Annotated in this window: 16 protein-coding genes; 9 read left to right on the top strand and 7 right to left on the bottom strand. The window is 39.4% G+C overall.

Translation table 11 applies throughout. From position 1 onward, the window contains the following. The first annotated feature begins 59 nt into the window (after positions 1-59). Positions 60-767: a hypothetical protein gene (locus tag RM539_RS01870; protein ID WP_311501786.1), complete on the top strand. Its 708-nt coding sequence runs from the start codon at positions 60-62 to the stop codon at positions 765-767. After that, positions 751-1,380: a hypothetical protein gene (locus RM539_RS01865; protein WP_311501784.1), complete on the top strand. Its 630-nt coding sequence runs from the start codon at positions 751-753 to the stop codon at positions 1,378-1,380. The genes RM539_RS01870 and RM539_RS01865 overlap by 17 nt, the downstream gene beginning before the upstream one ends. On the opposite strand, the gene RM539_RS01860 is transcribed toward RM539_RS01865, so the two are convergent. Beyond that, positions 1,381-1,890, bottom strand: a complete 510-nt coding sequence (locus tag RM539_RS01860) for an acyl-CoA thioesterase (RefSeq protein ID WP_311501783.1) — start codon at positions 1,888-1,890, stop codon at positions 1,381-1,383. Between the two features lie 57 nt (positions 1,891-1,947). Further along, positions 1,948-2,880 (bottom strand): HU domain-containing protein, encoded by a 933-nt coding sequence (locus tag RM539_RS01855; protein ID WP_311501781.1) that lies wholly within the window; start codon positions 2,878-2,880, stop codon positions 1,948-1,950. Between the two features lie 86 nt (positions 2,881-2,966). Here RM539_RS01855 and dprA point away from each other — a divergent pair, with 86 nt between their 5' ends. Continuing rightward, positions 2,967-4,067 carry a DNA-processing protein DprA gene (gene dprA / locus RM539_RS01850; protein WP_311501780.1) on the top strand — a complete coding sequence of 367 codons (1,101 nt, stop codon included), beginning with the start codon at positions 2,967-2,969 and terminating at the stop codon, positions 4,065-4,067. On the opposite strand, the gene trpS is transcribed toward dprA, so the two are convergent. Then, on the bottom strand, positions 4,064-5,032 hold the full coding sequence (trpS, locus tag RM539_RS01845; RefSeq protein ID WP_311501779.1) for a tryptophan--tRNA ligase: 969 nt from the start codon (positions 5,030-5,032) through the stop codon (positions 4,064-4,066). The genes dprA and trpS overlap by 4 nt on opposite strands. Positions 5,033-5,106: 74 nt before the next feature. Here trpS and RM539_RS01840 point away from each other — a divergent pair, with 74 nt between their 5' ends. After that, positions 5,107-5,850: a lysophospholipid acyltransferase family protein gene (locus RM539_RS01840; protein WP_311501778.1), complete on the top strand. Its 744-nt coding sequence runs from the start codon at positions 5,107-5,109 to the stop codon at positions 5,848-5,850. Here RM539_RS01840 and RM539_RS01835 read toward each other — a convergent pair. The 4 genes from RM539_RS01835 to recA form a co-directional block, all read right to left on the bottom strand. Continuing rightward, a complete protein-coding gene (locus RM539_RS01835; protein WP_311501777.1) occupies positions 5,847-7,301 on the bottom strand; it encodes a hypothetical protein in 1,455 nt (484 codons plus the stop codon). The genes RM539_RS01840 and RM539_RS01835 overlap by 4 nt on opposite strands. Before the next feature lie 34 nt (positions 7,302-7,335). Further along, the gene (locus RM539_RS01830; protein ID WP_311501776.1) at positions 7,336-7,878 is read right to left on the bottom strand and encodes an RNA polymerase sigma factor; all 543 of its coding nucleotides are present in this window, start codon (positions 7,876-7,878) and stop codon (positions 7,336-7,338) included. Positions 7,879-7,890: 12 nt separating this feature from the next. Beyond that, entirely contained in the window at positions 7,891-8,424 is a 534-nt protein-coding gene (locus RM539_RS01825; RefSeq protein WP_311501775.1) for a hypothetical protein, read from the bottom strand. Between the two features lie 104 nt (positions 8,425-8,528). Continuing rightward, a complete protein-coding gene (gene recA / locus RM539_RS01820) occupies positions 8,529-9,542 on the bottom strand; it encodes a recombinase RecA (RefSeq protein ID WP_311501774.1) in 1,014 nt (337 codons plus the stop codon). A gap of 252 nt (positions 9,543-9,794) precedes the next feature. On the opposite strand from recA, the gene trhO reads away from it, so the two are divergent. The 5 genes from trhO (at position 9,795) to RM539_RS01795 (ending at position 15,743) form a co-directional block, all read left to right on the top strand. Next, positions 9,795-10,826, top strand: a complete 1,032-nt coding sequence (trhO, locus tag RM539_RS01815; RefSeq protein ID WP_311501773.1) for an oxygen-dependent tRNA uridine(34) hydroxylase TrhO — start codon at positions 9,795-9,797, stop codon at positions 10,824-10,826. A gap of 119 nt (positions 10,827-10,945) precedes the next feature. Continuing rightward, positions 10,946-12,115: a PSP1 domain-containing protein gene (locus tag RM539_RS01810; RefSeq protein WP_311501772.1), complete on the top strand. Its 1,170-nt coding sequence runs from the start codon at positions 10,946-10,948 to the stop codon at positions 12,113-12,115. Continuing rightward, positions 12,108-12,599, top strand: a complete 492-nt coding sequence (locus RM539_RS01805; protein WP_311501771.1) for a gliding motility lipoprotein GldH — start codon at positions 12,108-12,110, stop codon at positions 12,597-12,599. The genes RM539_RS01810 and RM539_RS01805 overlap by 8 nt, the downstream gene beginning before the upstream one ends. A 9-nt stretch (positions 12,600-12,608) precedes the next feature. Then, positions 12,609-14,939 (top strand): penicillin-binding protein 1A, encoded by a 2,331-nt coding sequence (locus tag RM539_RS01800; RefSeq protein ID WP_311501769.1) that lies wholly within the window; start codon positions 12,609-12,611, stop codon positions 14,937-14,939. Between the two features lie 108 nt (positions 14,940-15,047). Continuing rightward, positions 15,048-15,743 carry a CoA transferase subunit A gene (locus RM539_RS01795; protein WP_311501767.1) on the top strand — a complete coding sequence of 232 codons (696 nt, stop codon included), beginning with the start codon at positions 15,048-15,050 and terminating at the stop codon, positions 15,741-15,743. Positions 15,744-15,757: the final 14 nt, after the last annotated feature.

Below are 15,757 nucleotides of genomic sequence, written 5' to 3'. Positions count from 1 at the left end.
AGACGCAACCTTTTATGTTTTTGTGTATCTTTCAAGAACAACTTTTATTTGGTTGCCAGATGAAAAAGGCACTTTTTATATGCATAGCCGGATTTTTTCTTACATCATGTTACAGGCATGAAGTAAGGATAGAGGAATATATTCGTTTAGGGGTTAATGGAAAACTCCTGAACAGGTCTGAAAATGCTGTTCCTGATATTTCAGTTATATCCGCAGGATCAGAACATTTAGAGCCTTATATAAATTCCAAAGCTATTTTGGGAACCGGAAAATCCTTAAATACCGGTATCTTTTCGTTTGTTAGCCTGAATAGCTCTAACAGCTTTTTTTCTGTTAATATTAATCATCCTGATACAGAACTTTATAATGAGCATTATTCCAGCCTGAGTTTTATAGATTCTCTAAGTTCCCAAGAAATTGATATGGATCTGGGTGAAATATTCCTGGAGCCTGTTGTGAATTTTACCATAGAAACAGATAATATCTCCGGTAGAAATGACACTCTTTTTCTTAAGCTGAAATACGAAAAGACACATAAATTTTTTAAACTCGATACATTTGAAGAATTTAGGTCTTCCAGGTTTCTTGCGAATACTTCAGAAGCAAATTTTCGTAAATTTCCCGATGAAGAAGAAATAAACACTAATATTGAAACTACCGGAGGCTCACAAATTGTGCTTGAATATAAATTTGCTGAAGATGAAGATTGGAATGAATGGTTGATACCGGTTAATATTACAAATTCCTCCTATGAGTTTGAATATTAAACTAACAATAACTGGCATTTTTATATATGCTTTTTGTTTTGCTCAAAACGATACTCTTCCGGCGAATCAATATATAGCTGAAGATCCGGAAACCGTATTTTTTCATGCTGAATTTTTCCGGCCGGTTAGTATTAACGATTCATTTTGGGGAGAGTACAATACATACGGGGGCTTTGCTCTGGATTTTAATTGGTTTGTTATTCCTGAGCTTACGCTTGGAACCCATTACAGTGTTTTTGGCGGAAGGGTGGAAAACAGGGAGAATACTGGAAACATAAGTGGTACCACCACAAACCTTTTAGGAATAAATGTGGGCTATTACCATGCCTTTAACAGGGAATTGAGCCTTCATACCACAGCCGGCCTTGGAGTTGTATATTATACCAATCGCGCCCCCGAAGATAAATTTACCGAAGAAGGAGATGCTACGTGGTTACAATCTGAATTAGCTTTTCGGTTTGACAGGACAATGGCAGTATATGTTAAAGCTGCAACGAGATGGGACAGGATGGATATTAAAGCTCCCCGGGAACTGGAAGATTATTTTAATAAACACAGTCTTTTGATACTGGGCTTTGGCTTAAGAATACATTTTCAAAATCCCGGGGGATGATTAAACAAATAATGCCTTAAGCTCTGTAGCTTCATTGGGTGCCAGTTTTCCTGCTAATACCAGGCTTAACTGTTTTCTTCTTAAAGCAGCCTCAAAACGTTCTTTTTCCAGGTCTGTTTCCGGTTCTAAAGGTGGGATTTGAATAGGAGTTCCGGTTTCATCTACGGCAACAAAAGTGTAAATAGCTTCATTGGCTTTAGAGCGCCGACCGCTTTCGCGATCTTCTACCCAAACATCAATAAAGATCTCCATAGAAGACTTAAAGGCACGGGAAACAGCTGCTTCAACGGTAACAACGCTTCCTAAAGGAATAGCTTTATTAAAAGCAACATGGTTAACAGAGGCGGTTACTACAATTCTGCGGCTATGGCGGCGTGCGGCAATACTCGCGGCACGGTCCATTCGGGCAAGAAGTTCTCCTCCAAACAGGTTATTTAGTGGATTTGTTTCACTTGGTAAAACAAGATCAGTAAGGGTAGTTCTGGATTCTGCCGGAGATTTAGCTTGCATATTCTGTATTTTCGGCAAAAATAAGGGTGATCAGGGCTTTTTGCGGTTAAAGAAGTATTAAAGTTCCTGAACCAGCAACCACGCACTTTCGTTTGTATGCTTCACCTCACGTAACATATTTATAGCTTCCGTTCGTGTCTGGAGGCTTGCGTATACTACCTGATGAAGGCCATATTTATTTTCGCCAATCAGTCTTGCCTTATATCCATCAGATTTAAGCTCCTCCACCTTTTTTTCAGCATTTTCAGGCATACGAAAAGCACCTGCAACAATATGATAATCGCCGGACTGTTTCTCAACGTTTAATGTTACTGCCGGTAACGGATTATCGATAATGAAGGTTGCCTGCTGAATTTGCTGCTGAAGTTGGCTTTCTGCTTCCTGCTGTTCTGCAATATTATGTTCAGAAACCTGGTTGCTGTAAATGTTTAATCCTGCAAAGCCTGATATTCCCAGCGCTATAAGACCTATAGCGGCATATTTAAGATAAGATGCAGATTTTCTCTTTTCAGGAGTAAAGAGGAATGGTGTTTTTTCTTCCAGCTCCTCCACCTGTTTTTTATAAACTTCCCTGTTTACCACGCCACTTTGGAAAAAGTCCAGTCCAAAGGAATCGGTTAGATAGTTTACATTTGTGTAAGGCTCGAATTGCAAAATATTTTCTTCAGAAAAGCTTAATTTACCGATGTTTTCCAGTTCAGCCTGTTTATCCTCCTCAAGGGATTTTTCCAGGGAAGCAACAAATTCATTTATCTTATAAATTGCATTGCTGTAGGAAAGATTCTCGGCTTCAGCCAGATAATTGGCGAGCAAACCATCATTTTTAACCAGTTGCCTGTTAAATGAGACTACCTTTTTGGGCGGATAAAAAGTACTGGTTTTGCTGTCTATAAAAGCTGGTTGTTTCTGGGAAAGAAAAGCCCCAAAACCGGGTACAATTACGCATTCGTAACGGTAAAGTAAATCCTGAATATGCTGTGCTATGTTCATCGGTACAAAAATAAGGGTTCAAGCCTTTGGATAAAATTACCTAAAGAATTTTTATTAACAAATGTTTTTTTCTGTAATTTTAAAAGATGGATCTTTCCCAACTTTTTTATGTGCTGGCCCTGCAACATGTTCCAAATCTGGGGGATAGTACGGCTAAAAAACTTATCAGACATTTTGGTTCTGCAGAAGCGGTTTTTAAAGAAAAGAAGCAAAATTTACTGAAGCTTGAGGGGGTAGGCCAGGCAAGAATAGCCGAACTTCAGAATTCTGCACATTTTAAAGCAGCTGAAAATGAGCTGAAGTTTATCGAAAGGAACAATATAAAAGTCTCCTACTTTCAGGATCAGGATTATCCTGAAAAATTGAAGCATTGTTTTGATGGTCCTGTTCTGCTTTTCCAAAAAGGAAATATTAATCTGGAAAGGCAAAAAATAATCAGTATTGTGGGAACGCGTAATATTACCAGTCATGGTAGTGCATTCTGCGAAGAATTAATAGAAGAACTGGTTCCTCTAAATCCGGTTATTGTTTCAGGCTATGCCTATGGTGTGGATATAACTGCACAAAAAGCGGCCAATAAGTACGGGCTTCAAACCGTAGGTTGCCTGGCTCACGGCTTAAATCAGATCTATCCTAAAGCACACCGAAAATATATGGCCGGGATAGAAAACAATGGCGGCTTCTTTACCGATTTCTGGAGTACCGATAAGTTCGACCGCAATAATTTCTTGAAACGCAACCGGATAATTGCCGGTTTAAGCGAGGCTACAATTGTTATTGAAAGCGCTGAAAAAGGTGGCTCGCTTGTTACAGCAGATATAGCAAATTCCTATAACAGGGAAGTCTTTGCAGTTCCCGGCCGTCCCGGAGATAATTATAGTATAGGCTGTAATAATCTTATCAAATCCCAAAATGCTCATGTTCTTACTTCAGCAGCAGATTTAGTTTATTTGCTGAACTGGGATCTTCCCGATTCAGAAAAACCTGTACAAAAGCAATTATTTATAGAACTGGAGCCGGAAGAAGAGGTAATTGCAGGTTTTTTGCGGAACAGTAGCAAAGCAGAACTGGATATTATTGCCCTTAATTGCGGCTTTCCTACTTTTAAAGCAGCTTCTGTTTTGCTCAATATGGAGCTAAAAGGCGTGATAAGACCTTTGCCGGGAAAGTTGTTTGAATTAGTCTAGTACCCCATTTTCTCCCTAACCCGCTGTAATACAGAATTGGCTACTTTAGAAGCTTTTTCGGCGCCGTGGCTTAAAGCCTTATCCAGTTCCGGCAGGTTATTCATATAATGTTCATATTTTTCCCTTGGCTCCTGGAACTTTTCTTTAAGCACTTCAAATAGTGCCTGCTTGGCATGGCCGTAACCGTAGTTTCCACCTTCGTAATTTTTTCGCATTTCAGCAATTTGATCATCGCCGGCTACAAGTTTATATAAGCCAAACACATTACAGGTTTCAGGGTCTTTTGGCTCTTCAAGCGGAGTACTGTCTGTTTGTATACCCATTACCTGCTTTCTCAGTTTTTTATCTGTCTGAAAAATATTTATGTAATTCCCCTTGGATTTGCTCATTTTCTCCCCGTCTGTTCCCGGCACGTACATGGTGTTCTTTTCAACTTTGGCTTCGGGAAGCACAAAAATCTCTCCTATTTTGGAGTGAATACGGGAAGCCACATCCCGCGTGATTTCCAAATGCTGCAGCTGGTCTTTTCCCACCGGTACAATTTCGGCATCATAAAGCAAAATATCTGCCGCCATCAACATTGGATAATTAAAAAGCCCCGCATTTACGTCTTCCAGCCGGTCTGCCTTATCCTTAAAAGAATGGGCGAGGGTTAGCCGCTGGTATGGAAAAAAGCAACTTAAATACCAGGTAAGTTCTGTTACCTGCGGGATATCGCTCTGGCGGTAAAAAACACTTTTATTAATGTCCAGGCCACAGGCTAACCAGGTTGCCGCTACAGAATAGGTGTTGTTCCTTAAAGTTTCGGCATCTTTAATTTGAGTAAGGGAATGCATATCGGCAATAAAAATGAACGATTCATTTCCCGGGGTATTGGCCATGTTAACGGCAGGTAAAATAGCCCCTAATAAATTCCCTAAATGTGGTGTTCCCGTGCTTTGTACTCCTGTAAGTATTCTGGACATTTCCTTTTTCAATTTTTTACAAAGTTAGCCTTTTTGTAGAATTCAGTCGACTCAATTTAGTACTTTTGGTTTCTATGGGCATACTCAAAAAGTTCGCATTACTGTTATGGCGTATCTGGTTCTACATCCTGTTAGGGCTGCCCATTTTGGTTATGTTGCCGGTACTTCTTGTAGTTGCTTCTGCTGAACGTTTTTACCCTCAATTCTATGTTTGTGCAAGGATATGGGCAAAATGTATAATTTACGGGATGGGCTTTTACCCAAAGGTGAAGTGTGCTGAAAAAATGCAGAAAGGAAAAAGCTATATGATTATAGCCAATCATACCTCCATAGTGGATATTATGTTGATGCTGATTGTTAATAAACATCCTTTTGTTTTTATAGGAAAGGTGGAGTTGGCCAAAATCCCCCTTTTTGGACACTTCTACCGAAAGACTTCTATTCTTGTAGATCGCAAAAGCCAGCGGAGCAGGCAGTATGCTTTTAATGAGGCACAGCGCAGGCTGAAGCAAGGGAACAGCATATGTATTTTCCCAGAAGGAGGTGTGCCTAATGATCATACTATTTTTTTAGATAACTTTAAAGATGGTGCTTTCAGATTGGCTATAGAGCATCAAATTCCTGTTGTGCCTATTACTTTTCATGATTGTAAGAAAAGATTTTCATATAAATTTTTCAGTGGAGGCCCGGGAAAACTTCGGGTGAAAATTCATCATTTTTTGCCCACAAAAGGAAAAATTGTTGGAGATAAAAGAGCATTAAGAGAGGAAACAAGGGAAATTATCTTGCAGGAATTACAGAACCCAACTATTCATTAGAACTTAAAGCTAAAACCGGAATAAATTCCGAAGAAGAAAGGCTGCACTCCCTCGGTGCCTTTAAAAGTGTTTAACTGGTATTTAAAAATCGGCTCCACATTTATTTTAAAATCGGGAAGAAATTCATAGCCCAGGCCTAATCCAATGTTGGTACTAAAACTTACCTTATTTATATTGTTGGCTTCTCCTAATTCGGTTCGCTGGTTGTTGGCCATAATACTAACCGTATTCTGATCTAAAAACAAACTGCTGCCTCCGCCAATAATATTAAGGTCGAATTTTTTGTTAATAAGAGCATATTCAATCTCCACCGGTACTTCAAGAAATCCATATTGTTGATTGATTTGTCCAGAAACGTAAGCAGGGGAGACGGCAGAGTAATTATTAAAACCTGATGGAGACTCCGCCGAGTTGGGAATTCTTATTGCCGGACTATCATCCTGTATCTGTAAATTATTACTGGTGTTGTAATCTATACTTTCAATATTTCGAGCAAAAGCAGAAGGAGCATATGAAATTTCTTCAATATCATAATTAATATTTACCTTACTTATTCCTGTTCTAATACTCAATTTCTCATTTATGGGATAAGCAATATTCAGTCCGTAAGCCATTGTTACCTGGGACTGAGAATTATTATTACTGAATTCTGCAGAAATTGCATTGCCGCTGCCAAGATTATCGTAGAAAATGGGAGCTGCAAAAGTGCTTAACCTTATTTTTCCTTTTTCGTTCTTTGGGATTAACTCTTTCTCCTCTTCCTTTTTATCTGCAAGCTCGGCAAGAGCATTATTTCCTGCATTTTCATCTAAATTGTCCGGTATATTTTTTTCTGAAGCAGGTTCTTCTGTAGCTTTATTTTCTTGTTCTTCGTTTTCTGCAATTGCTGAAGAATTGCTCTCTTGGGATTGAGGATTTGAAAATTTATTATCTTCGGAAGTTGGGTTCGGACTGCTTTCGGAAGCAATGCTTTCCTCCTCGTTATTTGTTTCTTGAGCCGTATTGTTGGAGTCAATATTTGATAGTTCTGAAGCTGAAGCTTTTTCGCGGGAAGAATTTTCTAAATTGGCCGCGTATTGGACATTTTCAGTATTTCTGATATTTTCACTTTCAGCCTGTACAGAATCTAGGAGCTTTATAGCTTTCTGAAGTGTTGAATTATTTTCAGGAAATTTAATTTTCGGGCGGTTGGTATCTTCAATTTCAAAAACCACCTCTGTGCCAGTATTTAAAATGATGTTATTGTTAAGGAAATAGGTAAGCCCCATAATTACAGCAAGCGCGGCGGCTATTCCCCCCAGCTTGTACCATAAAGGAATAATTAGAGGTTTCTTCTCCTCTTTCTTTTTAAGTCTGGCTGAAATATTTTGCCATACCTCCTCCCTGGGAGAAGCTTCAAAATCTTTGAATTTCTCCTGATAAAGCCTATCTATGTTTTTTCTTTCTTTCATCTTCATCAATTTGCGATGACTAAAAATTTAGCCGTCATAGGGATTGCACAGAATTGTTGTTTTGATGATTCTCAATCTTCTCCTTTAAAATATTTCTGGCCCTGGCCAGGTTAGATTTGGAAGTTCCTACAGAAATTTCCAGCATTGAAGCTATTTCTTTATGGGAATGTCCATCCAAAGCATACAGGTTGAAAACCTGCCGGTAACGCTCTGGTAACTCCTGAACAGTTTGTAATAAAAAACTTTGTTCAAGGCTGTCATCATCAACTTCTACAATAGGTTCTTCAATTTGATTTTCATTGATGATTTGTAAAAATTTTGTCTTTCTGTGTTTTTGGAGAGCGGTATTTATAACAATCCTTTTCATCCAGCCTTCAAAAGAACCTTTATCTTTATACTGGGCAATTTTTTCAAAAATGGTGAGAAAGCCATCCTGAAGGTTATCTTCGGCTTCATGGTAATTTGAAGAATATTTAAGGCACAGGCCAAAGAGCTTATCGGCATATAACCGGTATAGCTCTTCCTGTGCCCTAATATCCTGTTTTTTGCAGTTTTTTATGAGCTTCTTTAGACTCACCAATTTTAGATATTAGTTACTGCTTTCGTCGCTGGAATCGTCATCTGTATCATCCCCGCTGTCTTCGTCTTCATCCTCGTCTTCATCTTCGTCATCAGGAGCACCAACAGGTACATCAACGGTCATGAATTCTGCCTCATTTGAAGAAGATACTCCGGTGAGGAATTTAAATCGAACAGTTTCATAAGAGAATGCTGCAGGCAGCTTAAAATCTTCGTCCAAAGTTTTTGTTTCAGAAAGATCTGTATCTTCTTCCTCACATTCTGTCTCATTAGGATTGTATGAGGTGTTGGCAACAATTTCATAAACATAAATTGTTTCATCATCCTCATCTTCAAAATTGCTACCGGTAAACCCATAAAATGTATGGCATGCATCGGGAAGCTCATAGGTCACATTAATTTCATATTCTTCCGTAAGTTCAAAATATTCCGGAAGGTCTTCTCCGGTAATTTCAGCAAAACCAAAATCAATATTTTCACCATCATCATCATTACAGCTTACAAGTGTTAAAGCTAAGATCAGTAATAAACTAAGTTTTTTCATTTTTATATTTTATTTAAAGTTTGTACTTCTTAGATGCAAAGAATGAGAGAAGGTTGCGTTAAGATCAAAAAAAAATCCCTTGAAAAAGGGATTTTAAATTTGTGCTATTCGTTGGCGACTTTTATCGCCTCTTTTATTTTGGTTTCAAGCTCATCCATCAGGTCCGGATTGTCTTTCAGGATGGTTTTTACAGCATCCCGGCCCTGCCCTAATTTTGTGTCTTCATAACTAAACCAGGAACCGCTTTTCTTTACAATTTCATAATCAACACCTATATCAATTATTTCGCCGATTTTAGAAACTCCTTCCCCATACATAATATCAAATTCCGCAGTTTTAAATGGCGGGGCTACCTTATTCTTTACCACTTTTACACGGGTTTTGTTACCCATTACATTACTGTTACTATCTTTAATTTGAGTAGACCTTCTGATGTCCAGTCTTACTGAAGCATAAAATTTAAGCGCGTTACCACCGGTTGTTGTTTCGGGATTACCAAACATAACCCCAATTTTCTCCCTTAACTGGTTAATAAAAATCACCGTACAGTTAGTTTTGCTTATGGAAGATGTAAGCTTTCTTAGTGCCTGGGACATTAAACGTGCATGAAGCCCCATTTTAGAGTCTCCCATTTCTCCTTCTATTTCGCTTTTTGGAGTTAGCGCCGCAACAGAGTCAATTACAATAATATCAATAGCACCTGAACGGATAAGATTATCGGTAATTTCCAAAGCCTGCTCCCCGTTATCGGGTTGGGAAATAATGAGATTTTCAATATCCACACCAAGTTTTTCAGCATAGAACCGGTCAAAAGCATGTTCGGCATCAATAAATGCGGCAATTCCGCCAGACTTTTGTGCTTCAGCAATGGCGTGAAGCGTAAGTGTAGTTTTACCTGAGGATTCCGGCCCGTATATCTCAACAACTCTTCCTCTGGGATAACCTCCAACCCCCAAAGCCAAATCAAGGCCAAGGGAACCGGTAGAAATAGCCTCAACATCTACAATAGCCTGGTCGCTCATCTTCATTACCGTGCCCTTGCCATAGGTTTTATCCATTTTATCAAGGGTTAGCTTCAGTGCTTTTAATTTGGCATCTTTTTCTTTATCGTTGCTCATAATTTCTTTCTGTTTTAACTGCTGCTAAAATACTATAAGTTTTGCTGCATCACAATTTTATGATGTGAAAGAGTGGGGTAAAGTCTGGAGTTTAAAGTAGGAATTATTTATAGCAGGTTGTACTAATTCCTGTTCATTTTTCTTGAGCAAAGCGGTGCTGGCTCTTTTTTAAGGTGTTCTTCTATATTGGCAGTCTGTTTATCTTTTTCCTATCTTTGCATAAATTTCTTTAAATCTTATAATTAGTATAGCATGCAACTGTACAATAAATTAAGTGCTAAAGAAAGGGAAGCTTTAATTGAAGAAGCCGGGGAAGACCGGTTGACGCTCTCTTTCTACGCCTACGCTAAAATTGGAAATCCGGAATTATTCAGAAATCATTTGTTCATCGCCTGGGACCAGATAGATGTTCTCGGGAGGATTTATGTAGCGCACGAGGGGATTAATGCCCAGCTCTCAATCCCCGCAAAGAATTTTGATGCTTTTAAAAAGTTTCTGGACGAAATTTATTTCCTGGAAAATGTGAGACTGAATATTGCCATAGAGCATGATGCCAAGGCATTTTTAAAGCTGAAGGTAAAAGTGCGCAGAAAAATTGTATCCGATGGTTTGAATGATGCCAGTTTCGATGTAACCAACCGCGGGATTCACGTAGATGCTGAAAAATTTAATGCACTTTTGGACGATCCCGATACTGTTTTGGTAGATATGCGCAACCACTACGAAAGCGAAATTGGCCATTTTAAGGGTGCAATTACACCAGATGTGGATACCTTCAGGGATTCTTTGCCTATTATTGAAGAAGATTTAAAAGATTACAAGGAAGATAAAAACCTGGTAATGTATTGTACCGGAGGAATTAGATGTGAAAAAGCCAGTGCCTATTATAAACATAAGGGCTTTAAAAAGGTTTTTCAGCTGGAAGGCGGCATTATTGAATATGCGCGGCAGGTGGAAAATCAAAATCTTGAAAATAAGTTTTTAGGTAAAAATTTTGTTTTTGACCATAGGCGTTCCGAGAGGATTTCCGAAGACATTATTGCCCACTGCCATCAATGCGGGAAAGCATGTGATACGCATGTAAATTGTGCCAACGAAGCCTGCCATTTGCTGTTTATTCAGTGTAAAGAATGCGCTATGGAGATGAATAATTGCTGTTCTGAAGACTGCATGAAAATAAATTCATTATCTTATGAGGAACAGAAGGCGCTTAGAAAGGGTAAAGGCAACAGCAATAAGATTTTCAAAAAAGGACGGTCTGAAGTTTTAAAATATAAAGTCTAACTTCCCGTTCTATAAACGGTAGAGCCAATTAATATTGGTATCTTTACTGTAGATTTTTTTATGAACCCAAAGACTCCGCAGGGCAGTTGCCCTTGCAGGAGTTTCAATATATATAGTTTATGGCCTGCACTAGTTGCTCGACCGGTAAAGACGGTCAGCCAAAAGGATGTAAAAACAATGGAACCTGTGGAACAGATGGTTGTAATAAATTAACCGTTTTTGACTGGCTTTCCAATATGTCTCTTCCCAACGGCACTGAACCTTTTAATTTTGTAGAAGTCCGCTTTAAAAACGGGAGAAAGCATTTTTTCCGAAATACTGAAAATTTAAGCCTGAGTATGGGAGATGTTGTGGCTACAGAGGCAAATCCCGGTCACGATGTGGGAATGGTAAGCCTTGCCGGGGAGCTGGTAAGGGTGCAAATGAGAAAAAAGAAGGTCTCCCCCCAGAGTGATGAGGTTTTAAAAGTTTATCGCAAGGCTTCCCAAAAAGACATTGATATATGGCAGGAGGCAAGGGACAGGGAAGAAAAAATGAAGGTCCGTGCCCGCGAAATTGCCATCAGGCTAAACCTGAGCATGAAAATAAGTGATATTGAATTTCAGGGAGACGCATCAAAGGCTACTTTTTATTATACTGCCGATGATCGTGTGGATTTCAGAGAATTAATAAAAGAATTCGCGCGCGAGTTTAATACGCGTATTGAAATGCGGCAAATCGGGCTACGCCAGGAAGCTTCAAGACTTGGCGGAATTGGTTCCTGCGGAAGAGAACTCTGCTGTTCTACCTGGCTAACAGATTTCAGGTCGGTAAGCACTTCCGCAGCAAGATATCAACAGCTTTCGCTTAATCCGCAGAAGCTGGCGGGCCAATGTGGAAAGCTTAAATGTTGCCTGAATTATGAACTGGATACTTACCTGGAGGCACTAAAATCTTTTCCGAGAACAGATACCAAACTGTACACCAAAAAAGGAACTGCTGTATGCCAGAAAATTGATATTTTTCAGGGCGTACTTTGGTATGCTTATGAAGGCGAATGGATGAACTGGCATAAGCTCACCGCAGAACAAGCCAATAAAATCATAGCATCCAACAGGAAAAAAGAATCTGTAGGCAGCCTTGAAGAATTTGAAGCAGTGCTGCAAATGGAAGAAACCAAAAAGCCCGATTTCAACAATGTAGTGGGGCAGGATAGTCTTACCAGGTTTGATAAACCTAAAGGCTCTCAGGGAAAAAGAAGAAATAAAAAGAGGAAAAAGAAGAAAGGTAAACCTTCAAAAAATGCGTAAAGCTTTTTTTCTATTGTTGCTTATAGTTACTTCTATGGGTTTACAATCCTGTGATTCAGATCGTGTTTTTGATGAATATAAATCTGTTTCTACGTGGAATAAAGATTCCATTATTACGTTTAACCCTGGAGAACTGGATTCCCTGAAGACTTACAATTTGTTTATAAATATCAGGAATAACAATAATTACAGGTACAGTAATTTGTTTTTAATAACCCAAATTCAGTTTCCGCACGGTAAGGTGATTAGCGATACCCTGGAGTATGAAATGGCTGCACCGGATGGGACATGGCTTGGTACGGGTTTTGGTGACGTTAAGGAAAGTAAACTTTGGTATAAGGAAAATGTAAGTTTCCCTGAACCCGGAGAATATAAAGTGCGCATAAAACAGGCCATGAGAAAAAATGGTGAAGTTGAAGGCATAGAAAATTTAGAAGGTATTACCCATGTGGGCTTTCGCATAGAGAATAGCGCACAGCAATAGTAAAATTTAATGGCGACGTCTAAAAAAAAGAAAGCAGTACCAAAAAAGAGTAAAGGGTCTTATATAATTGGTTTTTGGACCCTCTTTGGAGTAGGATTACTTGTGGTGGTGATCCTTTTTCTAATGGCAGGATGGGGAGCATTTGGAAAAATGCCCACTTTTGAAGAACTGGAAAATCCTGAAACTAATCTGGCTACAGAAGTTTTTTCTTCCGATGGAGAAACCCTTGGCAAATACTACAACGAAAACCGTACTCCTGTAAAATATGATGATTTACCTGAAAACCTTGTTCAGGCGCTTGTGGCTACAGAAGATGAACGCTATTATCACCATTCCGGCATCGATGCCCGTGGTACTTTAAGGGCCATCGCCTACCTGGGTTCTAAAGGTGGTGCGAGTACCATTACTCAGCAATTGTCAAAACTTTTATTTTCTGATGTGCCCGAAAGTAAAATTGAAAGGGTTTTTCAGAAAATGAAAGAATGGGTAATTGCAGTAAGGCTGGAAAGGCAGTACACCAAACAGGAAATTATTACCATGTACCTTAATAAGTATGACTTCTTATACCAGGCGGTGGGAATTCGTTCGGCTTCGCGTATTTACTTTGGAAAGGAGCCCCAAAATCTTAAAACTGAAGAAGCAGCGGTACTGGTAGCCATGCTCAAAAACCCGATTCTTTATAATCCGGCAAAAGAAGAATTTAAAGACAATTCTTTAACAAGGAGAAATCAGGTACTTAAGCAGATGGAAAAAAACGGATATTTAACACCCGCCAAAAAAGATTCCCTCCAATCCCTGCCTCTAAAACTTAATTTCTCTCCTGAAGGCCATGATGAAGGGATGGCGACTTACTTTAGGGCTTATGTTCAAAAGTTTTTAGGAGAATGGATAGATGAAAATCCGAAACCTGATGGTTCAGAATATAATATTTTCCGGGATGGATTAAAGGTTTACACCAGCATAGATTCTAAAATGCAGGAGTATGCTGAAGAAGCAGTGGAAAAACATATTGCGCACCTACAGAAGGAATTCACCAGGCAAAACAAAAATAATCCAACAGCTCCCTTTCGCGATGTGGAAGAAAGTGAAGTAGATCAGATTGTAGAAAGTGCCATGAAGCGCTCTGCCCGCTGGAAAGAGATGAAGGCTAAAGAGATGTCTGAAGAAAAAATCAGGAGCTCCTTTGAAAAGGAAAGGAAAATGCGTGTGTTTAGCTGGGCCAGTCCTAATCATACTAAAGATACGGTAATGACGCCGCGGGATTCTATTTTATATTATAAATCTTACCTGCAGGCGGGAATGATGTCTATGAGGCCGCAAAGTGGCGAAGTAAAAGCCTGGGTTGGCGGTACAGATTTTAAACACTTTAAATACGATCACGTTAAACAGGGGAAACGCCAGGTAGGTTCTACCTTTAAACCATTTGTTTATGCTACGGCCATAGACCAGTTAAAATTATCTCCCTGTGATAGGCTTCCAAAAAACCGCTTTACGATTGAAGCCGGAAGATATGGGTTGTTGAAAGACTGGTCACCTAAAAATGCCGGTAACGATGCCGAAAGTTATGTAGGTATGATGACATTAAAAGATGCCCTTGCTAATTCGGTAAACACGGTTACTGCAAGGCTTATTGATAAAACCGGTCCACGACCTGTGATTGACCTTATTGATAAGTTAGGCATTGACACACGAAATATTCCTGCCGTGCCTTCTATTGCGCTGGGGACAGCAGATTTAAGCCTTTTCGAAATGGTTTCGGCTTACAGTACGTTCGCTAATGAAGGGGTTTATGTAAAGCCGGTAATTGTTACCAGGATTGAAGATAAAAACGGTACGGTACTTTATCAAAATGTGCCTCAAACCCGTGATGTGTTAAGCAAAGAAGCAGCTTTTGTGACTGTTAAGCTAATGGAAGGCGTTACTCAATCTGGTTCAGGTGTTAGGCTAAGGGGAACTTATGCCGCTAATCTTGATCATTACAAACGTGCGGTAACCGGCTATCCTTATGATTTTAAAAATCCTATTGCCGGAAAAACCGGTACCACGCAAAACCAGAGTGATGGCTGGTTTATGGGTATGGTACCCGATTTGGCTACCGGAGTTTGGGTTGGGGCAGAAGACCGCTCTGTACATTTCCCTACAATTACTTACGGACAGGGAGCTACTATGGCCCTGCCAATATGGGGAATGTATATGAAAAAAGTTTACGAAGATGATGAATTGAAGGTTTCTAAAGAAGAATTTAAGCGGCCGGAAGATCTTTCTATAGCTGTGGATTGTAGCGAATATCAGGAAACGGAAAATTCTGATACCACAGTTCCGGACGAATTGGATTTTTAGGATCTTTTAGATTTTACAGCATCTTTTTAAAGAAAATTCAATTAATGAGCTTTATAGCATTGTAACAGCTCTTTAATTTTTGTATTTTTCAGGATAAAATTTCTGAAAATGATTCGAAAGACTGTAGAAAATGTACAGGAGGCTTTAAATGGAGTTAAAGACGGAATGACTTTTATGCTGGGCGGATTTGGCCTTAGCGGGATTCCTGAAAATTCCATTTCTGAACTGGTGCGCCTCAATGTTAAAAATCTTACATGTATCTCCAACAATGCCGGGGTGGACAATTTTGGACTCGGACTTTTACTTCATAAAAAACAAATTGATAAAATGGTATCTTCCTATGTAGGGGAGAATGCCGAATTCGAGCGGCAGATGCTTAGCGAAGAGCTTGAAGTAGAGCTTATCCCGCAAGGAACACTGGCTGCCAGGTGCCAGGCTGCGCAACAAGGTTATCCCGCTATTTATACTCCCGCTGGTTACGGAACCGAAGTAGCCGAAGGCAAGGAAACCCGTGAATTTGATGGTAAACATTATGTTTTGGAAATGGCATTCAAGGCAGATTTTGCCTTTGTGAAAGCCTGGAAAGGCGATAAAGCCGGAAATCTTATTTTTAAGGGAACAGCCAGAAATTTTAATCCGCTAATGTGCGGCGCGGCTACAGTAACTGTTGCTGAAGTAGAAGAACTGGTAGAACCGGGCGAGCTGGATCCTAATCAGATTCATATTCCGGGAATTTTCGTGCAACGTATTTTTGAAGGAAAAAATTATGAAAAGAGGATAGAGAAGAGGACGGTACGTTCGTAATGTGAAAATTAATT

Source organism: Autumnicola musiva, assembly GCF_031846585.1.
In the GTDB taxonomy this organism is placed as follows: domain Bacteria; phylum Bacteroidota; class Bacteroidia; order Flavobacteriales; family Flavobacteriaceae; genus Autumnicola; species Autumnicola musiva.
The sequence above is the reverse complement of the archived record's forward strand: the minus strand, read 5'-3'. Positions and strand labels throughout refer to the sequence as shown.